The organism is Streptomyces sp. MMS24-W38, from assembly GCF_059889265.1.
This window is the reverse complement of sequence record NZ_JCBCPP010000001.1, coordinates 2,060,189-2,081,613: the sequence shown is the minus strand read 5'-3', so window position 1 is coordinate 2,081,613 and position 21,425 is coordinate 2,060,189. Positions and strand designations below refer to the sequence as shown.

The window sequence follows — 21,425 nt, the reverse complement described above, 5'->3', positions numbered from 1 at the left end:
GTGCGCGGAGGCACGCGTCGCCGGTCAGCGGACCCGTCCGCGGGGACGCGCTCTCACCGGCCGCGGGGAGACGGCCACCCGGCGGTGTCCCGGCTTCACGAGACGGCCTGCTGCCAGAGGGTGTGGGCGATGCCGTCGGCCGCGCGGTTCAGGCCGGTGGTGTTGATGTTGGTGAGGGTGTCGCAGGACCGGTGGTAGCAGGGGTCGTAGGCGGAACCGGCCGTGCCGCCCCATTTGGCGGCCTGCGCGGACGTCTTGCGGGCACTGGCGCCCATCGCGTAGCCGGAGGTGGGGATGCCGGCCTGCTCGAAGGGGTAGTCGTCGCTGCGCCCCGCGCCCTCGGTGTTCTCCTCGGGCCGCAGGCCCAGCGAGTCCCAGTACGCCTTCATCGGCGCGGCGGCCGACGAGGTGATGTGGTTGATGAAGTAGCCGCCGTTGGTCGAGGCGACCATGTCGAAGTTGTAGTATGCCCGGATCTGGGAGCGCTGGGTGGAGGACAGCGAACGGACGTAGAACTTCGAGCCGTTGAGGCCCTGCTCCTCGTCGGTCCACCAGGCGAAGCGGACCCGGTTGCGCATGGTCGGGTTCTGCTGGGCCAGGGTCAGGGCGTTCTCCAGGAGTGCGGCCGAGCCGGAACCGTTGTCGTTCATGCCGGGGCCCGCCGAGACGCCGTCGAGGTGGGCGCCGAACACGTAGACGTTGTTCGCGTCGCCCCGCGGCCACTCGGCGATCAGGTTGGGGCCCGCTCCGCTGGTGCAGCCGGAGGTGCAGGGCTGCTCGGTGACGGTGTAACCGGCCGCCTGCAGCTTGCCCTTCACGTAGGCGACGGAGTCGCGGTACCCCTGGGTGGTGGAGCGGCGGTTGCCGCCGTTGCGGCCGGCGATGGCGCTGAGCTCGCTCAGGTGCGCCTGCACCTTCGTCACGTCGACGTCGGGCGCGGCGAGCGCGTCCGCGGCGAGGGCGGACCGGCTCGTGTCCGCGGGAGCGGCGGCCGCGGCGGGGAGTGTTCCGCAGCCGAGCACGACGGCGAGGGAGAAGCTCGCCACGGCGAATCGTCGTCTCACACTGTCTCCTTCGGGAAGTGGCCGTGGGGTGGGCCACAGGGAGTCCGGCATAGCGTGTGCATGTCAGATTGGCGAGAAGACTCACAGTGGAAGTTGAGGGAGTCAACGGAAATGGGGCCCGTGCGGGCAGGTTGTCCAAAAAAGGAACGCGACGTCCGTTATCCGGGCACGCGGAACCCCGCAGCAGCCCCCACGGGCGTTTCCGGGGCCGGAATCCACCGTGGGGGCACGGTCGGTGTCGAGCTGTCCCGGCCGGTCGGGGGCGAACTGCGGGTGGTGGGCCGCCGCTGCCCGTCCGGCGTTCGGGGCGGGACCCGTTCAGGGCCCGAGGGGGCCCGGGGCGCGGCCTCGGAGACGGGAAGGGAAGGGGCGGCGGGAGTCGAAACCCTCGACCGCCGCCCCCGGGGCACTACGCCAGCCCCGGCCCCCGCACCGGAATCGTCGTGAACGTCGGCGCCGGCGCCGGGTCCTGGAAGAAGTCGTTGCCCTTGTCGTCGACGACCACGAACGCCGGGAAGTCCTCGACCTCGATCTTCCAGACCGCCTCCATGCCGAGCTCCTCGTACTCCAGGACCTCGACCTTCTTGATGCAGTCCTGGGCGAGCCGGGCGGCCGGGCCGCCGATCGAGCCGAGGTAGAAGCCGCCGTGCGCCTCGCACGCGTCGGTGACCTGCTTGCTGCGGTTGCCCTTGGCCAGCATCACCTTGGAGCCGCCGGCCGCCTGGAACTGCTCGACGTAGGAGTCCATGCGGCCGGCCGTCGTCGGGCCGAAGGAGCCGGACGCGTAACCCTCGGGCGTCTTGGCCGGACCGGCGTAGTACACCGGGTGGTCCTTGAGGTACTGCGGCATCCCCTCGCCCGCGTCCAGCCGCTCCTTGATCTTGGCGTGCGCGATGTCGCGGGCCACCACCAGCGGGCCGGTGAGCGAGAGCCGGGTCTTGACCGGGTACTTGGTGAGCTCCGCCAGGATGGCGTCCATCGGCTGGTTCAGGTCGACCTTGACGACGTCCGAGTTGCTTGCGTCCGACTCCAGCTGCTCGTCCGTCGTCTCGGGCAGGAACCGCGCGGGGTCCTTCTCCAGCTGCTCCAGGAAGACGCCCTCGGCGGTGATCTTCGCGACGGCCTGGCGGTCGGCGGAGCAGGAGACGGCGATGGCGACCGGGCAGGACGCGCCGTGCCGCGGCAGGCGGACCACGCGGACGTCGTGGCAGAAGTACTTGCCGCCGAACTGCGCGCCGATGCCGATCTTCTGCGTCAGCTCGAAGACCTTCTGCTCCAGCTCCTTGTCCCGGAAGCCGTGGCCCAGCGGGGAGCCCTCGGTGGGGATCTCGTCGAGGTAGTGCGCGGAGGCGTACTTCGCGGTCTTCAGCGCGTACTCGGCGGACGTACCGCCGACGACGATCGCCAGGTGGTACGGCGGGCAGGCGGCCGTGCCGAGCGAACGGATCTTCTCCTCCAGGAACTTCATCATGGAGGTCTCGTTCAGGACGGCCTTGGTCTCCTGGTAGAGGAAGCTCTTGTTGGCGGAGCCGCCGCCCTTGGCCATGAACAGGAACTTGTAGGCGTCGCCGTCGGTGGCGTAGAGCTCGATCTGGGCGGGGAGGTTGGAGCCGGTGTTCTTCTCCTCCCACATGGTCAGCGGCGCCATCTGGGAGTAGCGCAGGTTGAGCTTCTGGTAGGCGTCGTAGACGCCCCGGGACAGGGCCTCCTCGTCGCCGCCCTCGGTGAGGACATTCTGACCGCGCTTGCCCATGACGATCGCGGTGCCGGTGTCCTGGCACATGGGGAGCACGCCGGCCGCCGCGATGTTGGCGTTCTTCAGCAGGTCCAGGGCGACGAACTTGTCGTTGGACGAGGCCTCGGGGTCGTCGATGATGCGGCGCAGCTGGGTGAGGTGCGCGGGGCGCAGGTAGTGCTGGATGTCGCGGATGGCCTCTTCGGCGAGCTTGCGCAGCGCATCCGGCTCCACCTTGAGGAAGGTCCGTCCGTCGGCCTCGAAGGTGGAGACACCTTCGGAGGTCACCAGCCGGTAGGGGGTGGTGTCCTCTCCCATGGGGAGCAGATCGGCGTACTCGAACTCAGGCATCTCGCCCATTCCTCACTCGACAGACGGCCGCCCGCCTCCGTTGGCGGGCGCTCACCAGCGTATGGCCTGTCGCCGCGGGTGGGCTTGTGAGGTTGTCCTCAGTGGTTTCCGAAGCTCCCGACAGGTCCGTGGACGGGTTTTCAGGGGGGGGTGACGGGTCCTCAGGGGGCGCGGAGAGGTTTTCGACGGGTTCCGGACTCGTTCACGAGTAGTTCCCGACAGGGGCTGGTCGCGATCTATCGCGTTTGGGTACGCTGCTGCCGTGGACCTTCAGAAGCATGCCCAGCCCCAGGGCGGCACCGCGCCGGCCGCCGACCTGCGCGTCTCGGACGCGGACCGCGACCGCATCGCCGACCTCCTGCGCGAGGCCCTCGCGGAGGGCCGGCTGACCGCCGACGAGCACGCGGAGCGTGTCGAGGGCGTGCTGGCCGCCAAGACGGCCGGGGAGCTCGAGGTGTTCGTCCGGGATCTGCCGGCCGCTCATCAGGGGCGCGCGGTCCATGCCTCGGCGCCGAGCCGCCCCACCGCCGGCGCCATCCCGACGGACCCCGACGAGAACGTGGTGGCGGTCTTCAGTTCCGCCACCCGCAAGGGCCGCTGGCGGGCCGGTCGCCGCATCCACGTGTACGCGGTCTTCGGCAACGTCGAGATAGACCTCAGCGAGGCGCTCTTCGACCACCAGCAGGTCGTGATCAAGGCCTTCTCGGTCTTCGGCAACGTCGAGGTCCGCGTCCCGCAGAACGTGTCGCTGCGCGGTGTGGGCGGTGGCGTGCTCGGCAACTTCGAGGTCGCCTCGCTGGACGCGGAGGACCCCGAGGCCCCGGTGGTCTACGTGGACGGCTGGTCGGTGCTGGGCAATATCGAGGCGCGGCCCAAGCGGGGCAAGCTGGTGGCGGACATCCTCGACCGGGTGCAGCGCTCGGTGGACAAGCGCAAGGGCCTGGACCGCTGACGCTCCGGCGCTCGTGCGGCGGGGTGGGCGAAGGTGCCGCGTCCGCGGGGAGCGGAGGCGGTCCGTGCCGAATTCCGGTGCCGGAAGCCGCGGTTCGGAACTCAGTGCATAGGCGTGCGCACAGCGGGTAGGCCTTGCTGCATCGTCTCTCGCTCGCGAAGCCGTCGTCAGGAGTAGACCCGTGCCGCAACCGCTGCATTCGTCCCTGCAGGTAGCTGCCGTTCCGGCCCGGCGGGTGCCGACGCGAGACAGGGATCAGGACACGCCCTGGCACACCGAGGCGGTGTGCCGGCGTGACGAGGCAGGGCTGTTCTTCGCCCCCTCGAAGGAACCCACGGCCGCCCGGCTCTCCCGCGAGGAGGCCGCCAAGCGGGTCTGTGGCCGCTGCCCGGTGATGGTCGAGTGCCGGGAGCACGCCCTGCTCCAGCCCGAGCCCTACGGCGTCTGGGGCGGCCTGACCGCCGCCGAGCGCCGGGTGGTCCTGGCCCGGCGCCGCCGCCGCGACCTGGAACTGCAGAAGGCGGCGCGCACGACGGGATCCATAGCGGCGGCCGGCTGAGGCGCACCGTTCGACGAGGCAGACCCACGGTGACCCACGGACCGCACACCCGTGGGTCACCCGCACGTCCTCCGGCGAACCCGGCGGGAGCTACCTCGCCCGGTCGAAATCCACCGCACTGTAGGCGCGCAGCTTGCTCAGCCGGTGCTCGGAGTCGATCCGGCGGACCGTGCCGGACTTGGAGCGCATCACGATGGAGTCGGTCGTGGCGGTCTCGGGGCGGTAGCGCACCCCGCGCAGCAGCTCGCCGTCGGTGATTCCGGTGGCCACGAAGAAGACGTTCTCCCCGGTGACCAGGTCGGCGTCGGTCAGCACCCGGTCGAGGTCGTGCCCCGCGTCGATCGCGCGCTGCCGCTCCGCGTCGTCCTGCGGCCACAGCTTGCCCTGGAGGGTGCCGCCGAGGCACTTCACGGCACAGGCCGAGATGATGCCCTCGGGGGTGCCGCCGATGCCGAGCAGCAGGTCGATGCCGGTGCCCTCGCGCAGGGCGAGGATCGAGCCGGCCACGTCGCCGTCGGAGATCAGCTTGATGCGCGCCCCGGTCTCCCGGATCTCCTTGATGATGCCGTCGTGCCGCGGCCGGTCGAGGATCACCACGGTGACGTCCTCGGGCGTGACCCGCTTGGCCTTGGCGACCCGGCGGATGTTCACGGACACCGGCGCGTCGATGTCGACGAAGTCGGCCGCCTCGGGCCCGGTGACCAGCTTGTCCATGTAGAACACCGCGGACGGGTCGAACATCGAACCGCGTTCGGCGGCGGCGAGCACGGCGATCGCGTTGGTCATGCCCTTCGCGGTCAGCGTGGTGCCGTCGATCGGGTCGACGGCGATGTCGCACTCGGGCCCCGTCCCGTCGCCCACGCGCTCCCCGTTGAAGAGCATCGGGGCCTCGTCCTTCTCGCCCTCGCCGATGACGACGACGCCGTTCATCGAGACGGTGGAGACGAGCGTGCGCATGGCGCGTACCGCGGCACCGTCGGCGCCGTTCTTGTCGCCCCGTCCTACCCAGCGCCCCGCGGCCATCGCCGCTGCCTCGGTGACCCGGACGAGTTCCAGGGCGAGGTTGCGGTCGGGAGCTTCGGAGGGCACATCGAGCTCGGACGGCAATTGATGGTGCTCGGTCATCGGAGCGCACCTTTCTGTACGACGACGGCCGGATGAGGGTATGGGTTGACTCTAGCGCCGGGATGACAAAATGAGCAGGGGACCCCACGGATGAGCGCGACGGGCACCTGCGACGATAGGGGCGTGGCAGGAACGAACAGCACGCAGAAATCGGCCCGGGACATGGTTCTCTCCCTGGGTCTCATCTTGCTCGTCGCGGGAGTGATCTGGCTGTTCATCCCGCACGACGACTCGGAGCCCGATCTCAGGCGGGTCGACTACCGGGTCGACCTGCTGACCGCGCGCCGCGCCGCCTCCTACGCGGTGGCCGCGCCCGAGGGGCTGCCCGAGGCGTGGAAGCCCACCTCCGTCCGCTTCCGGCGCGAGGATTCCGAGTCCTGGCACCTCGGTTACCGGGCCCCCGACGGGGAGTACGTGGCGGTCGAGCAGTCCACCGAGAAGCCGGTGGTCTTCATCGAGGACGCGACCCAGGGCGCGGAGAAGACCGGGACCACCCAGCAGATCGACGGCAGGACCTGGACCCGGTACGAGGGCGATCACTACGACGCGCTGGTGCACGAGGACCCCGAGGGCTCGACCACGGTGGTGACGGGCACGGCCTCCTTCGACCAGCTGACGCGGATGGCCGAGGCCCTGCGCACCGGATCCGCCGACTGACCGGTTCGCGACGGCAGGCGCATACGGCAGGACCCCCCGACACGTCGTGTCGGGGGGTCCTGCCGTATGCCGCGAGGCGACGATCAGACGGTGGTGACGACCTTGTCGTACTCCAGGCGCGGGCCGCGCGGGAACCAGGCGTTCTCGCCGGGACGGCCGATGTTGACGACCATCAGCGGGGTGTGGTCGTCGTCGAGGAACTCCTTGCGGATGCCCTCGAAGTCGCATCCGGTCATCGGTCCGGCGGCCAGACCCGCGGCGCGGACGCCGACGATGAAGTACGCGGCCTGCAGGGCGGCGTTCAGGGAGGCCTGGCCCTCCCGCATCGAGCGGTCGCCGGCGAACATGTCCTTGGCCCCGGGGAAGTGCGGGAAGAGCTGCGGCAGCTCCTCGTGGAACTCGTTGTCCGCGGAAAGGATGGCGACCAGCGGGGCGGCGGCCGTCTTGGTCGCGTTGCCCTCGGCCATGTGCTGGACGAGGCGCTCGCGGGCCTCGGGGGAGCGGACCAGGGTGACGCGCAGCGGCGACTGGTTCATGGAGGTCGGGCCGTACTTGACCAGGTCGTAGATCGCCTGAATCTGCTCGTCGGTCACCGGCTCGTCGGTGAACGTGTTGGCGGTGCGCGCCTCGCGGAACAGCAGGTCCTGGGCGGCGGGGTCAAGAACGAGAGACATGGGGGAACCTTCTCGGGATATACGTCGGATCCGTGAGCCAAGTCCGTGGGGGTGCCACGTATCGGCTGACGGGAACGACGCTACGCCAATGAAGTTCAACTTTCAAATAAGTGCGGAACCCGATGACCCACTTCACGGCCGCGGTCAGCCGGCGCCTCCCCGCCCGGAGCCCTCGGAGCCCTCGTTCTTGGTCTCCTCCGCGAGCGCCGCGTCCAGCCGGGCCCGCGCCCCGTCCAGCCGGCGCCGGCACACCTTGGCCAGCTCCTCGCCCCGCTCCCAGAGCGCGAGCGACTCCTCCAGCGTCGTACCGCCCGTCTCCAGGCGGCGTACGACCTCGATCAACTCGTCCCGCGCCTGCTCGTAACCGAGCGCCTCGGCCTCGGCCGAGGCCGCCGTCGACTGGTCCTTCTTGCTGGTCATCCGCCCACCCTACGCATCGACTCGGACAGTGAACTCACCCTCGGACACCCGTGCCCGCAACGCCTCACCGGGCTCCACCTCGCCCGGATCGCGCACCGCGTGCCCGTCGGCCCGCTGCAGCACGGCGTACCCGCGCTCGAGCGTCGCGGCGGGGGACAGGGCCACCACGCGCGCGTGCGTGTGCGTCAGTTCGGAGTCGATCCGGTCCAGCTGGTGCCGCAGGCAGCGCCGGGCCCGGTCGAGCAGCGCCGTGACCTCCTCGGCCCGCGCGTCGACCATCCGGTACGGATCCTCGATCGACGGCCGGGCCAGGGCGTGGGCCAGCCCCCGCTCCTCCCGGTCGACGAACGCCTGGACGCAGCGCCGCGCGCGGTCGCGCAGCAGCCGCACCCGCTCGTACTCCTCGCCCACGTCCGGGACGACCTTCTTGGCGGCGTCCGTCGGGGTGGAGGCCCGCACGTCGGCGACATGGTCCAGGAGCGGGCTGTCCGGCTCGTGCCCGATCGCGGAGACGACCGGCGTACGGCAGGCCGCCACCGCCCGCACCAGCTGCTCGTCGGAGAACGGCAGCAGGTCCTCCACGCTGCCCCCGCCCCGCGCGACGACGATCACGTCCACCTCGTCGACCGCGTCCAGCTCCTTCACGGCCTGGACGACCTGCGGCACCGCGTGCACTCCCTGCACGGCGACGTTGCGCACCTCGAAGCGGACGGCGGGCCAGCGGCGTCGGGCGTTCTCCAGCACGTCCCGCTCGGCGGCCGAGGCGCGTCCGCAGACCAGCCCGATCAGCCGCGGCAGGAACGGCAGCGGCTTCTTCAGCTCCGGCGCGAAAAGACCCTCCCGGGCGAGGGACTTCTTCAGCTGCTCCAGCCGGGCGAGCAGCTCCCCGACCCCGACCGGCCTGATCTCGGCGGCCCGCAGCGACAGCTGCCCGCGCGGGGCGTACCACTCGGGCTTGCAGTGCACCACGACGCGCGCGCCCTCGCTCACGACGTCGGCGACGGCGTCGAACACCTGCCGGTAGCAGGTGACGCCGACGGAGACGTCGTACGAGGCGTCCCGCAGCGTCAGGAACACCATCCCGGCGCCCGGACGCCGCGACAACTGGGTGATCTGCCCCTCGACCCACACCGCGCCGAGCCGGTCGATCCACCCCCCGATGAGCCGCGACACCTCACCGACCGGGATGGGCGCTTCCGCAGACGTGTTGAGAGCCATGCCGCGAGAGTAGTGGGCGCCACCGACAACCCAGGCCCTCTCACCCGCCGGCAACGCAGACGCTCCCGTCCACCGGCGTCCACCGGCCCGCACCGCTTCCCGGACGCGATCACCGGCCCGCCGGGCGTGGCCCTTACGATGGGACGCATGACCGCTTCGCCTGGCCGCCGTGTCCTGCTCGCCGCCCCCCGGGGCTACTGCGCGGGCGTGGACCGCGCCGTGATCGCCGTCGAGAAGGCCCTCGAGCAGTACGGGGCCCCCGTCTACGTCCGGCACGAGATCGTGCACAACAAGTACGTCGTGCAGACCCTGGAGAAGAAGGGCGCCGTCTTCGTCGAGCAGACGGAGGAGGTCCCCCCGGGCAACATCGTCATGTTCTCCGCGCACGGCGTGGCCCCCGTGGTCCACGAGGAGGCCGAGCGCGGCCGGCTCGCCACCATCGACGCGACCTGCCCGCTGGTCACCAAGGTGCACAAGGAAGCGGTCCGGTTCGCCAAGGAGGACTACGACATCCTCCTGATCGGGCACGAGGGCCACGAGGAGGTCATCGGCACCTCCGGTGAGGCACCCGACCACATCCAGCTCGTCGACGGCCCCGAGGACGTCGCCGAGGTCGAGGTCCGCGACCCGTCGAAGGTGGTCTGGCTCTCCCAGACCACGCTCTCCGTCGACGAGACCATGGAGACCGTCGACGCGCTCAAGGACAAGTTCCCCCAGCTGATCTCCCCGCCCAGCGACGACATCTGCTACGCCACGCAGAACCGTCAGCTCGCGGTCAAGCAGATGGGCGCCGAGGCGGACCTGGTGATCGTGGTCGGCTCGCGCAACTCCTCCAACTCCAAGCGGCTGGTCGAGGTCGCCAAGCTCGCGGGCGCCCGCGCGGCGTACCTGGTGGACTTCGCCGACGAGATCGACGAGGCCTGGCTGGAGGGCGTCTCCACGGTCGGCCTGACCTCGGGCGCCTCGGTGCCGGAGGTGCTGGTCGAGCAGGTCCTGGAATGGCTCGCGCAGCGCGGCTTCGAGGACGTCGAGATCGTCAAGGCCGCCGAGGAGTCCATCATCTTCTCGCTGCCGAAGGAGCTGCGCCGCGACCTGCGCGAGGAGGCGGCGGCGCTGGTGGCGGAGCGCGGCGGCACCGGGTCGGACGAGCCGGAGGCGAACCCCGCGGGGTGACCCCGTGAAGGTTTCGGAGGGTTCCGGGGGGCGGCGGTATCCGGTTCGGTGACCGTCCGCCGTCCGGCATACCGTAGGTTCATGCAGATCTTCGGTGTGGACATCGGCGGTTCCGGCATCAAGGGTGCCCCGGTCGACCTGGACAAGGGGGACCTCGCGCAGGAGCGCCACAAGGTCCTCACCCCGCAGCCGTCGACGCCGGACGCGGTGGCCGACGGTGTCAAGGAGGTCGTCGACCACTTCGGCTGGTCCGGGCCGGTCGGGGTCACCTTCCCCGGTGTGGTCACCGACGGCAGCACGGTCCGTTCGGCGGCCAACGTCGACAAGGGCTGGGTCGACACCGACGCGCGCATGCTGCTCGGCGACCGTCTCGGCGGCATGCCCGTGACGGTGGTCAACGACGCGGACGCTGCGGGCATCGCCGAGGTGCACTTCGGCGCCGGCCGGGGCCGCCGGGGCACGGTCGTCCTGCTGACCTTCGGCACGGGGATCGGCAGCGCCGTGTTCGTGGACGGCCTCCTCGTCCCCAACACGGAGCTCGGCCATCTGGAGCTGAACGGCCACGAGGCGGAGAAGCGTGCCTCCAGCAAGGCCAAGGAGGACCACAACCTGACGTGGGAGCACTGGGCGCGCCGGGTGCAGAAGTACCTGGCCCATGTGGAGATGCTGTTCTCGCCGGAGCTCTTCGTCATCGGCGGCGGCGTCAGCCGCAAGTCCGACAGGTTCCTGCACCACATCCACGGCATCAAGGCCGAGATCGTCCCGGCGCAGCTGCAGAACAACGCGGGCATCGTCGGGGCGGCGATGCGGGCGGCCACGGGCATGTGACGCGACGCCCGACGGATCAGGCCCGGAGTAGGCTCCGGACCCGGGAGCCGCTCAGGCCCGGAGACGGCTCCGGGCGGCGGCGGCCCGGCGGTTGATCACGCGGACCGTGCGCATCCTCCGGCCGAGCACGATCGCACCGGCGACGAGGGTGCCCCCGTACAGCCAGCCGGCCTGGGTGGCGAGGCCGGTCACCATGCCCATCAGCCAGCCGCCGCTCCCGCCGTCGTCGACCAGGGGGAGCAGCCCCAGGGCGAAGGCGATCGGGACGATCACGGGCGCGGTGAGCAGATCCCCCTCGCGCACCCACAGCGCCGTCAGCACGCACACCGGCAGGAACAGAACGCCGTACAGGGTCTGGACCGACCCGAACAGCAGCGCGACGAGGAACCCGAGCGTCAGCATCACGAACCCGCAGAACAGGCCTCCGCCCAGCCCGGTGAGCCGGGGGTTCGGCAGGTGCCGGGCGGCAGGGGGAGCGGGCCGCCGCACCCGGGCCGGCCGGTCCGGCACCGGCCGGTCCGGCACCGGCCGGTCCGGCGCCGGGCGACCTGGCACCGGCCGACCCGGCGCCGGGCGGGCGGCGGGACGGGCGGACCGCGCGACCCCGCCCCCGGGTGCCCGCCCCGCCTGCGGGGGCAGCGGCGGCCGGGGCGGCCTGTCGCGTCGCGGTCCGTACCGGGCGGGTCGCGTCCTGTGTTGCTCCACTGGATCAACTTAGGTCTGTTTATGTGCTGAATAGCCCGTCAGACACGCCGGGAAGCGAAGACCGTCCAGACGTTCGACGGATCGCCGGGGCGGGGGCGGGTACGCCGTAGACTGGTGGATCGGCCCACGCAGCCCAGTCGGCGGGGCCTCAGTCCCCCAACCTCACGTACGGGAAGTCGCAACGTGTCGCTCACGATCGGAATCGTCGGCCTGCCGAATGTCGGCAAGTCGACCCTGTTCAACGCCCTGACCAAGAACGACGTGCTGGCGGCCAACTACCCGTTCGCCACCATCGAGCCGAACGTCGGCGTGGTCGGCGTGCCCGACGCCCGCCTGACGAAGCTCGCGGAGATCTTCGGCTCCCAGCGGATCCTCCCGGCGACGGTCGACTTCGTCGACATCGCGGGCATCGTGCGCGGCGCCAGCGAGGGCGAGGGACTCGGCAACAAGTTCCTGGCGAACATCCGCGAGTCCGACGCGATCTGCCAGGTCATCCGCGCCTTCAAGGACGAGAACGTCGTCCACGTCGACGGCAAGGTCTCGCCGAAGGACGACATCGAGACGATCAACACCGAGCTGATCCTCGCCGACCTGCAGACCATCGAGAAGGTCCTGCCGCGCCTGCAGAAGGAGTCGCGGATCAAGAAGGACGTCGCGCCCAAGGTCAAGGCGGTCGAGGAGGCCAAGGAGATCCTGGAGAAGGGCGACACGCTCTTCGCGCACGGCATCCTCCAGGGCAGCGAGCGCGACGAGCTCCTGCACGACCTGCACCTGCTCACCACCAAGCCCTTCCTCTACGTCTTCAACGTCGACGAGGACGAGCTGACCGACGAGGACTTCAAGAACGAGCAGCGCGCCCTGGTCGCCCCCGCCGAGGCGATCTTCCTCAACGCCAAGCTGGAGGCGGACCTCGCCGAGCTGGACGAGGAGGACGCGATGGAGCTGCTGGAGTCGGTCGGCGCCGAGGAACCCGGTCTCGCCACCCTCGCCCGCGTCGGCTTCAACACCCTCGGCCTGCAGACGTACCTCACGGCCGGCCCGAAGGAGTCCCGCGCCTGGACCATCAAGCGCGGCGCCACCGCCCCCGAGGCCGCCGGAGTCATCCACACCGACTTCCAGAAGGGCTTCATCAAGGCGGAGGTCATCTCCTTCGCGGACCTCGTCGAAACCGGCTCGGTCACCGAGGCCCGCGCCAAGGGCAAGGCCCGCATGGAGGGCAAGGACTACGTGATGCAGGACGGCGACGTGGTGGAGTTCCGCTTCAACGTGTAGGGTGATTTCCCTTGATCGCTAAGAGGGCTGGTCAAGGCATATAAGCCCAGGTCAGAGGCCAGATCTTCGGATCTGGCCTCTCCTCGTTCATCCCCGTTGAAACCGGTTGTTACGCGTTCCTGTGGTGACTGGGTGGTGACTCCTCGGCTGAGCCCGGATCGCTCTGATCAGGGGTTTCTTCCGGCAGAGATTCAAGCGTCGACGAGGCGTCCTCCGAAGTGTCGGCGCACCTTGAAGGTCGCCGACGGTTGTTACCGAGAGTGACGATGTTGGACGTTTGTCATAACGTCCTGTAAGTTTCCCCGCACAACAAAGACCCCCCAGGGACGGGAATCCCTGAGGGGCAACAGCAGGCCCGGTTGCAGCCGGGCGCTACTACACACCTGAAGGGCTTAGCTTCAGATGCGGGTTTATCGTACGCGCTTGGCGCGTGAGTACGTCCAGGTCCCAAACGCCATAGCGAGGCACGGGAACCTCTCCCTTGAGGCCGTCGGCCTCCTCGTTCGTCTCCTCTCCCTCCCCGATGGTTCGGGCGCAACGGTCGAGAGGATTGCGGCTCAGCTCCCCAACGGCCGGCGTTCTGTCTCGAAGGCGATGAACGAGCTGATCGAGGCTGGCTACGTCAAGCGCGCCAAGGTCCAGGACCCGGAGACCGGTCGGTGGGTCACCATCACGACCGTCACGGACACCCCGGACTCTCAGGTCTCCCCGACTGACCGCATGTCGACGGTCGGTGGTCCGACTGGTCAGGCCGTCGGCGGTTCTCCCATAGGGAGTAAGACAGAGAGCAAGAAAGACACCACCCCACCCCAGGAGTCTGCTCAGGCTCAGGCCGCTGTGCGGCCGTCTGAGGGCACCGAGAACGGTGGGGAGGGGGAGAACTCCTTCCTCACCAAGATCAACCGCAAGATGGCCCGTGAAGCCCGCCGCATCCTGGAGCGGCTGAGCCTGCACAAGAGCCTGCCTCTCTCGGATCAGGAGATCGAGCGCCTGGCCCCCAAGGTCGTGCCGTGGCTGCGTGAGGCGTACAGCAACGACGAGATCCTTCAGTGCCTCACGTCTCGCCTCCCTGAGGAGATCAGCTCTGTCCCTGGCCTGATCTCTCACCGCCTGAAGACCTTCACCCCGGAGAGGTCTGCCCCTCAGACCCCCGTGGCGCCCTCGCAGCCCGTCAAGCGGACTTACTGCGAGGTCTGCGAGGCCACGTTCCCTCTCGGCCACCAGGGCGGCATCTGCCGCAACTGCAAGGACGAGATGGACCGTGCTGCCGGTTTCCTCGGCGTTGAGCTCCAGCTCTCCCTCTGAGCTGAGAACCCCTTTACCTTCCCTCGATTGAGAGGACTCCCATGCCTACTTCAGCCATGCCCTGGTACATCAAGGCCGTTCTTCGCGTCGCCCTCCCCGCGGCCTGCCTTGCGGCGCTGTACCTGTCCATCCCCGGCGAAATCTCCCTCGCCAAGACGGCGGGCTGGTCGGAGCACTACGCGCCGGCCATGCCTATCTGCCTGAGCGTCTACGCGCTCTCGGCTGGCGCCATTGCCACGTACCGAAGGAAGATGAGACTCCCCGGGCAGGCGACTGCCCTTATAGGCGCCCTGGCCGCCCTGGTGCTGGCCATGTCGGCGCAGTCCATCTCTCACCTGATCGAGCAGACCTACATGGCCGGCTCGGCGTTCCTCACCGTGGCGGTCTCCTGCGTCCCGCCCCTGGTGATCGGTCACCTCGTCCACATGGCGGAGACTCCCTCTCAGGTGAAGTCGGCCTCTGAGGAGCTGGAGGAGCTGAGAGAAACCAACTCTCAGTTGTTCATGGCCTTGGTCGACCATGAGGGAAGGTCTCTCATCTCTCGGACCGTCGCCCTCCTGGGCGTGGCCAAGCATCTTGAGTTGCAGGCCGGCGAGGCTGCCGAGGTAGCTGCGGTGACCATTGACCGCATCGAGGCGGACATGACTCCGAGGAAGCGCACCGGTACCCGGGTGACCGGGCAGGACATCGAGGAAGCCCGCGAGAGGCTGGCCAGGGAGAGCGGCGAGAAGCCGACCGTGGCCCGCGTCTGTGAGTTCCTGGGGATCTCCCCGGCCACCTACTACCGCCACAAGCCCGCGGAACAGCACGCGGCCGGCGCTCTGTTCGCCACTGCCTGACAGCCCTACATCTGAGGTAGGGGGTCTACCTCGGGCTGAGAGATGGAAATAAATTGCCCCCGGCCTTCTGGCCGGGGGCCTTCTGCGTTACGGGGTCTGCCTGCCGTAACTCTCCGGTCATCACTGCTCCCAGGACTGTATGGGAATGTTCATTCCTCGGTCCCGAAGCGCAGCGACACACCCTTGAGACCAGGCAACCAACTGCCCATCGTCCCAGCCCGCGGCTTCCGCTCTCAACTGGGAGAGTACCGAGTCATGCGCCACTCCCGCTTCGCAATCGTGCAGGGCCGTAGCCGGGTCCTGCATGACGAAAGACCAGTGACCAGCATCGTAGTAGCCGGACTTGTATTCGGATGACGAGGTGTCGATACCCCCTCCGCTGCCGCAGCCTGTGGCGACGATGCTGACCATGCCGATGACGACGACCGGCATAACGACTCGACCTATGACTCTTCGCATATTTACCCCCCATGGGTGATGTGAGTTGATCATATGTGGTTGATCCGTGAGCGAGAAGGGGGGCCTCGTGAAGGCGGCGCCCCTTCCCTCGGCACGTCCCCGGACCGCCTGAGGGCCCCTCAGGGGCCTTGTGAGGCCCGTGTACGACCCTGGGTTTATGCGAACACGCGCATAGTCGCCTGAGCGCATAGACGGCCGTGCATGGGCCTCGTACCGTCGTAGGCGACGCTCCAACCAGGGCAACGACTCAGGGGGTTTCGCATGGCACGCGAGGAACTGACTCGCCTTACCGGAAACGGAAATGGGGAGTGTGGAGAGAACGACTGCCCGAACGTGTACCGCACGGAGCGAGGAACATTCGTCGTCCAGGGCGACGTATCCGAAGCCTTCATCCCACCCCAGGGAGAGGGCTTGGTGGAGATCCCCGAGAACGTTCTTCGGGAGGCCGTCCGTGCTCTTGGATGGTGAAGAATGGCGGAAGACTCTCAGACACTTCCAGGCGGAAGCCTGGAGGCTTGAGACCCTGCCTCAGTATCTCGTTCCACAAGAGGCCGGCGAGATCGAAGCCTTCCGGGCCGGGAAACGAGTCGACCCGGAAACCTACACATCCCCGTACGTGGAAGACCTGAAGAGGCTCCGCGGTGAGGGGAAGTGCAAGGGTCGCGTTCACATCGTGCGCCGACCGCTCTCTGAGTATCTGCAATTCGAGTTCTCTCGCTACTACGCGCCCCACGTACTCGGTGGGGAAGAAATCCGAATCCTTGACGTGTCAGACAGGGCCAACCCACTGGAGGGCGTCGAAGACTTCTGGATGTTCGACAAATCCAGGGTGGTCCTCATGCACTATCAGGCGGACGGAACGCAGATCAGCCGAGAGTTGCACGAGGGTGATCCAGCGCCGTTCGTGGAGTATCAGCGCATCGCACTTGCTGAGTCGGTGCCGTTCCTGGAGTACGTGAAGGGTTGACGTTCGAACCAGAGCAGCTAGGCCAGTCAGGGCAAGAGCTGGCCGCGATGCTTCGAGACCTACGTAAGCGGGCCGAGCTCTCAGGAGTCCGGCTTGCTGCACGTTGCAACATGTCTCAGTCCAAGGTGAGCCGCATCGAGAACGGCAAGGTACGGCCGTCCCTGGTGGACGTTGAACAGATCTTGCGGGCTCTGGACGCCCCGCCGGCGCTGGTGGCAGAAGTAACCGCACTGACCCGTATTGCGAACACCGAATGGCAGGACTCGCGGTCGCTCCGCCGCAAGGGGTTGCACACTAAGCAATTCGAACTGGCCGGCCTCGAAGCATCTTCCGCGGAGTTCCGTTTCTTCCTCCTCTCCATGATCACCGGTTTGCTGTCCACCCCGGAGTACATCCGGGCCAGTCTTTCCCATGTTCCTGGTGACCACAGCAAGGCGATAGCCAAGAAGCTAGAGAGACAAGAAGTTCTCTACGACCGGTCAAAGAAATTCACCTTCGTTCTCACCGAGCAGGCGGCACGGTCACCGTTCCTGCCGCCCGACGCCATGGCCATACAGCTTGACCGACTGACATCACTTACTCATCTGCCGAACGTGCGGCTGGGTGTAATCCCGCTCGATACCCGAATGCCGGGTAACCCGCTCAACACATTCACTATTTATGGCGACAGGTTGGCCACGGTCGAACTATCCACCGGGGCAATGGTTTTCCGGGATCCGAGAGACGTACGGGCGTACCTCGAAGAGTTTGCGGCCTACGAGGAACTAGCCCTCTTCGGAGAAGAAGCCCGAGGAAGGCTCTCGGAATGGTCGAACGCCTGCCGCTCATGATCTTCAGTCCAACACGTGCATAAGGCGAGGCACTTGACCTGTTTCACGGGATCATGCATAGGCACAGACGAAGCCGCGGGGAGGTCACCACAAGATGAGACCACAGACGACGCAAGGGGAACCGGTTTACCTGACTGCCCCGGTACCGGAACCTGACCCCATGGCAGGGTGCCGTGACTGCCTGAGCATCGCACTGACCCGAACCAATGCCCGATCCGCCGGCGACTACTCGAAGGCGTCAGATGCGAACGTAGTCCTCCGAACACATCTCCGCGATGACCACGGAGGCGAGGAGTGAGCAGAGCAGTCCTCCGCTACGTGGAGCACAAGATCACGCAACACCCGGACACTGACGTGACCTTCGAGGCCGAGTGTCTGACGTACGAATGCGGTTGGCAGGCCACCCCTTCGACGGACGGGGCCGCGGTGGACGTCGATTGCATGAGCCATACCGGCCGGACCGGACACGGTGGCTTCCGCCGCATCTGCACTTCCTTCGCCCTGGTGGTCCGGAACGAGTAGCCAGACTGGATGTCCACCACGATGGTGACGCGCTGGGCAAAATCTCCCGCTCAACACCGGGTCCGCCGGGCCGGTTCTGGGCCGCGTGCGAGGTTGTCCAACGCCGACCGGCAACGACAGAAGCCCAGGCGTCTGAGCTACTCAGAGCTGATGGTGCCGACGCGCGCCCGCGACGGGGGGTGCGCTAGAGACTCTGGGCCACCCCAGTGCTCCCAGATGCGTAGGCTGTGTGCATGGCAACGGAAGCACCTGCATTGGCGATGGATCTTGTCCTCAGGACGGAGGCGCGGCGACAAGAGTCCTCGGCCGCTCTCGATTCAAGCCTGCGGGCCAAGCTTGGCCAGTTCTTCACCCCCGCGCCGGCCGCTGACTTCATCGCATCGTTGGCGAGGCTGGCAGAAGCGGGCACTCTCCGCATCCTTGACCCCGGAGCTGGGGCTGGCTCTCTGACCGCATCTCTCGTCGCGAGGCTTCTCGTGGAGTGTCCGGGGGTGAAGATCAGCGTCACCGCTTGCGAGGTAGACCCACAGCTGCACCCGGCACTGCAAGCCACTCTCGATGACTGTGTTAACACGGCCAACAGCCTCAACGCGCACGTTGAGGTGAACCTGGTGCGCGGTGACTTCATCTCTTGGGCCACCGAGGGAGACGGCTTGTGGGGCGAGCCACCAGAGCCCTTCGACCTGGTCATCATGAACCCGCCGTACAAGAAGCTCGCAGCAAGTTCGCGCGAGAGGAAGCTCGTCTCGTCGGTCTGTACTGAGACTTCGAACCTCTATTCGGCGTTCATGGCGCTCGGCGTCCACCTCTTGAGTCCTGGCGGACAGCTTCTGGCCATCACTCCCCGAAGCTTCGCTAACGGCCCTTACTTCCGGCCGTTCCGCCAGTACTTTCTTGAGCGGATGCATCTCGACCGCATGCACATCTTTGAGGCGCGTAACAAGGTCTTCGCTGACACTGCTGTGCTGCAAGAGAACGTCATCTTTGCGGCAACTCGGATGGCCGTCGCTGAGCGAGGGCCGGTCGTGGTGTCGACCAGCCGAAGCTACTCCGACGAGGTTCGTCAGCGATCTGTGCCCTATGTGGAGATTGTGCACCCTAATGACCGAGAGTTCTTCATTCACATCAGTGCAGATGAAGGGGACACTCAGCTTGCTGCATTGCATGCGAGCTTGCCGGTCACCCTCTCTGACTTGGGGCTTCAGGTCTCCACGGGGCGTGTTGTCGACTTCCGTAGCAAGGAGCATCTCCGCCCAGAGCATGTCGACGGGGCAGTGCCGCTAATCTACCCGCTCCACATGCGTGATGGCGCCATCGTCTGGCCGGTGCCTGGAGCGAAGAAGAACAATGCGATCATGCTCAATGAGAAAACGGAGAAGTTGACGTTTCCGTTGGGCTATTACGTGGTCGTTAAACGCCTCTCCTCAAAGGAAGAGAAGCGTCGCGTAATCGCTGTCGTATTCGACCCTGAACAGGTTCCCTGTGAGCGCATCGGGTTTGAGAATCATGTGAATGTGTTCCATGTGGATGGTGCGGGACTGCCCGTTGAAGTGGCCCGCGGGTTGTGTATCTGGCTGAACTCAACCCTTCTCGACCGCTTCATTCGGCGCTTCAACGGGCATACACAGGTCAACGCAACGGATCTGAGAAGTCTGCGATATCCGAGCGTCGAGCAACTTTCTGCCATGGGTCGCTCATGGGAGTCCGGTACCTGGTTGGGGCAAGAAGAGATCGATGAGCTGATCAGCCAACACGTCAAGTGAATAACGAGGTAGGAGCTAGGTGAGCGAGCAGACCGCAATAGATGTTCTCGGCGACTGGCGCGAGGAGAAGATAGCTGAGGCACGACAAATTCTGGGTTTGCTAGGCTTCGATGCCGAGCAGTCCAATGAACGTTCCGCCCTTGTGCTGCTTGCCCTGCTGGAGTTGGAGCCCGAGGCTGAGTGGCATGCAGCCGAACGGCCCATGTTGCGCACAGTTCAGATAATGCAGTGGCTTCGCGAGGTGTACGGAAAGGACTACAAGCCGAACACTCGGGAGACGATTCGCCGGTTCACATTACATCAGTTCACCGAAGCCGGACTTGTGGTTCAGAATCCCGACCGGCCAGACCGCCCCACGAACTCGCCCAACTGGTGCTATCAGATAGAGCCAGCGGCCTACGGGCTCATTACAGCCTTCGAGCAGGACGACTTCCAGGAGCGGCTCGAGGAATATCTTGCTGAACGTCCTGGCTTGCAGTCGCTGTACGCGCGTGAGCGTCAGATGCACAGGATTCCCCTTCAACTGCCCGGCGGGAAGGAAGTCGCCCTCAGCCCTGGCGGACAGAACATTTTGATCGCCCAGGTGATCAACGAATTCTGTGAACGGTACACGCCCAACGGCGAAGTGCTGTACATCGGAGATGCGGACGACAAGTGGGCGGTCTTCGACAAGGAGACGCTTGCGTCGCTTCACGTAGAGGTTGACTCCCACGGGAAGATGCCTGATGTCGTGGTCTATCTTCGGGAGAAGAACTGGCTTGTACTCATTGAAGCAGCGTCAAGTCATGGCCCTGTCGATCACAAAAGGTACCGAGAGTTGAACGAGTTGTTCCAAGGGTCGACGGCCGGCCTGGTGTTCATCTCTGCCCTGCCATCTCGTGTGGAACTACGCAAGTACCTCAGGGACATCGCCTGGGAGACGGATGTGTGGTGCGCCGACAACCCCACCCACCTAGTTCACTTCAATGGCGACCGGTTCCTCGGGCCCTACAACTGAGACACCAGCAGATTGAATGACGAGAGCCCGTCCGTTCAGCTGAACGGACGGGCTCTCAGTGGTTAAGCTCGGCGACGACCTACTCTCCCACGAGGTCCCCCTCGCAGTACCATCGGCGCTGACAGGCTTAGCTTCCGGGTTCGGAATGTAACCGGGCGTTTCCCTGCCGCTATGGTCACCGAAAATCGGGTAGACGCGGACTGCTTGGAGAGCAGATCCCGTGTCTTCAGTAAGAGATTGTACATGGAATCGGAGCGTGGCTGACCAGGGGCTTCACGCACGTCCGCATGCGGGGTCTGACCTGATCTGGTGGGCGCCTGTTCCAGTCAGCAGGACGACGGTTGGCGAGCCTGCCGCTCACTGCGGAGCTATGCCAGTCGGCACGTCTAGTGCAGCTGGGCCGCCCTGTAGGCACAGGCCCTGGCGCGCTCAATGGCTCCTTGCCATCGCCTCGTTCACGCACTTAGCGATGATATTCCTCTACCAATCGGTTGATTTCTCTCACGGCCTCGCGGGCTTCAAATGACTCATCTGGGGAATCTGCCCGTTCTGCGTAGGTCAACAGAGCGTCAGTGATCAGCGTCTGTGACCTCAACACCAAGCCGCCGAGGTTGATCAACGCCGCAGGCTTCGTCGGAAAGTCGTCCATCTCACTCCTCGCAATACCGCTATAACGTGAACGTTGAATCGCGCTGCGTTGGAATGTACGCAGAAGCCTCCAGGAAAGCAAGTGCGGGAGCTAATTATTTCTTTCAGGCCCCCGAGGAGGGAATTAATTCCTCCTCTCCCGGAGGGGATCCTGCCCCGAACGTCGACGCGCTCCCATCGCTGCGTAGCCTGTGTGGACACGGAATATCGGGGGTGCGGACATTGCCACGCAGTGCAGCGGTATGCGGGCGCATCTCCCTTGGCGGCACAGTAGGGAATTAATTGCTCTGGCAATTAATTCCTTCGGTCATCGCGTGACAGTGGGGGTAATACATTAAATCAATAAGAGCGGACCCGCCGGG

22 protein-coding genes and 1 rRNA gene are annotated in these 21,425 nt (G+C 66.7%); 14 read left to right on the top strand and 9 right to left on the bottom strand.

Annotation, left to right across the window (positions count from 1 at the left end):
- Window positions 1-95: 95 nt before the first annotated feature.
- Both AC6F7H_RS08170 and AC6F7H_RS08165 read right to left on the bottom strand, forming a co-directional pair.
- On the bottom strand, window positions 96-1,064 hold the full coding sequence (locus tag AC6F7H_RS08170; protein WP_500756182.1) for a M28 family metallopeptidase: 969 nt from the start codon (window positions 1,062-1,064) through the stop codon (window positions 96-98).
- A 409-nt stretch (window positions 1,065-1,473) separates the two neighbouring features.
- A complete protein-coding gene (locus tag AC6F7H_RS08165) occupies window positions 1,474-3,150 on the bottom strand; it encodes a fumarate hydratase (protein WP_500756180.1) in 1,677 nt (558 codons plus the stop codon).
- Between the two features lie 262 nt (window positions 3,151-3,412).
- On the opposite strand from AC6F7H_RS08165, the gene AC6F7H_RS08160 reads away from it, so the two are divergent.
- Both AC6F7H_RS08160 and AC6F7H_RS08155 read left to right on the top strand, forming a co-directional pair.
- On the top strand, window positions 3,413-4,102 hold the full coding sequence (locus AC6F7H_RS08160; protein WP_500756179.1) for a DUF1707 SHOCT-like domain-containing protein: 690 nt from the start codon (window positions 3,413-3,415) through the stop codon (window positions 4,100-4,102).
- Between the two features lie 181 nt (window positions 4,103-4,283).
- Window positions 4,284-4,661, top strand: a complete 378-nt coding sequence (locus AC6F7H_RS08155; RefSeq protein ID WP_500756177.1) for a WhiB family transcriptional regulator — start codon at window positions 4,284-4,286, stop codon at window positions 4,659-4,661.
- Window positions 4,662-4,751: 90 nt separating this feature from the next.
- Here the strand turns inward: AC6F7H_RS08155 and glpX are convergent, their stop codons facing one another.
- Window positions 4,752-5,786: a class II fructose-bisphosphatase gene (gene glpX / locus AC6F7H_RS08150; RefSeq protein WP_202276488.1), complete on the bottom strand. Its 1,035-nt coding sequence runs from the start codon at window positions 5,784-5,786 to the stop codon at window positions 4,752-4,754.
- Between the two features lie 123 nt (window positions 5,787-5,909).
- Here glpX and AC6F7H_RS08145 point away from each other — a divergent pair, with 123 nt between their 5' ends.
- Window positions 5,910-6,443 carry a DUF4245 domain-containing protein gene (locus AC6F7H_RS08145; RefSeq protein ID WP_500756175.1) on the top strand — a complete coding sequence of 178 codons (534 nt, stop codon included), beginning with the start codon at window positions 5,910-5,912 and terminating at the stop codon, window positions 6,441-6,443.
- 83 nt (window positions 6,444-6,526) lie between these two features.
- On the opposite strand, the gene AC6F7H_RS08140 is transcribed toward AC6F7H_RS08145, so the two are convergent.
- The 3 genes from AC6F7H_RS08140 to xseA form a co-directional block, all read right to left on the bottom strand.
- Complete coding sequence (locus AC6F7H_RS08140; protein WP_500756173.1) at window positions 6,527-7,117, bottom strand: malonic semialdehyde reductase; 591 nt, start codon at window positions 7,115-7,117, stop codon at window positions 6,527-6,529.
- A 144-nt stretch (window positions 7,118-7,261) separates the two neighbouring features.
- Complete coding sequence (locus AC6F7H_RS08135) at window positions 7,262-7,537, bottom strand: exodeoxyribonuclease VII small subunit (RefSeq protein ID WP_500756172.1); 276 nt, start codon at window positions 7,535-7,537, stop codon at window positions 7,262-7,264.
- Window positions 7,538-7,546: 9 nt separating this feature from the next.
- Window positions 7,547-8,755, bottom strand: coding sequence for an exodeoxyribonuclease VII large subunit (gene xseA / locus AC6F7H_RS08130; RefSeq protein WP_109376796.1), 1,209 nt, complete (start codon window positions 8,753-8,755; stop codon window positions 7,547-7,549).
- Window positions 8,756-8,893: 138 nt separating this feature from the next.
- Here xseA and AC6F7H_RS08125 point away from each other — a divergent pair, with 138 nt between their 5' ends.
- Window positions 8,894-9,928, top strand: a complete 1,035-nt coding sequence (locus AC6F7H_RS08125) for a 4-hydroxy-3-methylbut-2-enyl diphosphate reductase (RefSeq protein WP_500756171.1) — start codon at window positions 8,894-8,896, stop codon at window positions 9,926-9,928.
- 81 nt (window positions 9,929-10,009) lie between these two features.
- Entirely contained in the window at window positions 10,010-10,756 is a 747-nt protein-coding gene (gene ppgK, locus AC6F7H_RS08120; protein ID WP_500756170.1) for a polyphosphate--glucose phosphotransferase, read from the top strand.
- A 51-nt stretch (window positions 10,757-10,807) separates the two neighbouring features.
- Here the strand turns inward: ppgK and AC6F7H_RS08115 are convergent, their stop codons facing one another.
- Window positions 10,808-11,461, bottom strand: a complete 654-nt coding sequence (locus AC6F7H_RS08115; protein WP_500756169.1) for a DUF6542 domain-containing protein — start codon at window positions 11,459-11,461, stop codon at window positions 10,808-10,810.
- A 183-nt stretch (window positions 11,462-11,644) separates the two neighbouring features.
- On the opposite strand from AC6F7H_RS08115, the gene ychF reads away from it, so the two are divergent.
- From ychF to AC6F7H_RS08100, 3 genes are all read left to right on the top strand, one after another.
- Entirely contained in the window at window positions 11,645-12,733 is a 1,089-nt protein-coding gene (gene ychF, locus AC6F7H_RS08110; RefSeq protein WP_500756168.1) for a redox-regulated ATPase YchF, read from the top strand.
- Window positions 12,734-13,156: 423 nt separating this feature from the next.
- Window positions 13,157-14,038, top strand: a complete 882-nt coding sequence (locus tag AC6F7H_RS08105; protein WP_500756166.1) for a helix-turn-helix domain-containing protein — start codon at window positions 13,157-13,159, stop codon at window positions 14,036-14,038.
- 41 nt (window positions 14,039-14,079) lie between these two features.
- Window positions 14,080-14,877, top strand: a complete 798-nt coding sequence (locus tag AC6F7H_RS08100) for a hypothetical protein (RefSeq protein WP_500756164.1) — start codon at window positions 14,080-14,082, stop codon at window positions 14,875-14,877.
- 120 nt (window positions 14,878-14,997) lie between these two features.
- Here AC6F7H_RS08100 and AC6F7H_RS08095 read toward each other — a convergent pair whose 3' ends face one another.
- Window positions 14,998-15,309 (bottom strand): hypothetical protein, encoded by a 312-nt coding sequence (locus tag AC6F7H_RS08095; protein ID WP_500756163.1) that lies wholly within the window; start codon window positions 15,307-15,309, stop codon window positions 14,998-15,000.
- Window positions 15,310-15,597: 288 nt separating this feature from the next.
- On the opposite strand from AC6F7H_RS08095, the gene AC6F7H_RS08090 reads away from it, so the two are divergent.
- The 6 genes from AC6F7H_RS08090 to AC6F7H_RS08065 all read left to right on the top strand — a co-directional run bounded on the left by AC6F7H_RS08090 (window position 15,598) and on the right by AC6F7H_RS08065 (window position 20,415).
- Entirely contained in the window at window positions 15,598-15,804 is a 207-nt protein-coding gene (locus AC6F7H_RS08090) for a hypothetical protein (protein WP_500756162.1), read from the top strand.
- Window positions 15,788-16,303, top strand: coding sequence for a DUF6879 family protein (locus tag AC6F7H_RS08085; protein WP_500756160.1), 516 nt, complete (start codon window positions 15,788-15,790; stop codon window positions 16,301-16,303). The genes AC6F7H_RS08090 and AC6F7H_RS08085 overlap by 17 nt, the downstream gene beginning before the upstream one ends.
- The gene (locus AC6F7H_RS08080) at window positions 16,300-17,133 is read left to right on the top strand and encodes a helix-turn-helix domain-containing protein (RefSeq protein WP_500756159.1); all 834 of its coding nucleotides are present in this window, start codon (window positions 16,300-16,302) and stop codon (window positions 17,131-17,133) included. Before AC6F7H_RS08085 ends, AC6F7H_RS08080 begins: the two co-directional genes overlap by 4 nt.
- A 294-nt stretch (window positions 17,134-17,427) precedes the next feature.
- Window positions 17,428-17,655 carry a DUF7848 domain-containing protein gene (locus tag AC6F7H_RS08075; RefSeq protein ID WP_500756157.1) on the top strand — a complete coding sequence of 76 codons (228 nt, stop codon included), beginning with the start codon at window positions 17,428-17,430 and terminating at the stop codon, window positions 17,653-17,655.
- Between the two features lie 233 nt (window positions 17,656-17,888).
- Window positions 17,889-19,418, top strand: a complete 1,530-nt coding sequence (locus AC6F7H_RS08070; protein ID WP_500756156.1) for an Eco57I restriction-modification methylase domain-containing protein — start codon at window positions 17,889-17,891, stop codon at window positions 19,416-19,418.
- A 19-nt stretch (window positions 19,419-19,437) separates the two neighbouring features.
- On the top strand, window positions 19,438-20,415 hold the full coding sequence (locus tag AC6F7H_RS08065; protein WP_500756154.1) for a BsuBI/PstI family type II restriction endonuclease: 978 nt from the start codon (window positions 19,438-19,440) through the stop codon (window positions 20,413-20,415).
- 66 nt (window positions 20,416-20,481) lie between these two features.
- Here AC6F7H_RS08065 and rrf read toward each other — a convergent pair.
- Window positions 20,482-20,598, bottom strand: a 5S ribosomal RNA gene (gene rrf, locus AC6F7H_RS08060).
- Window positions 20,599-21,425 lie beyond the last annotated feature (827 nt).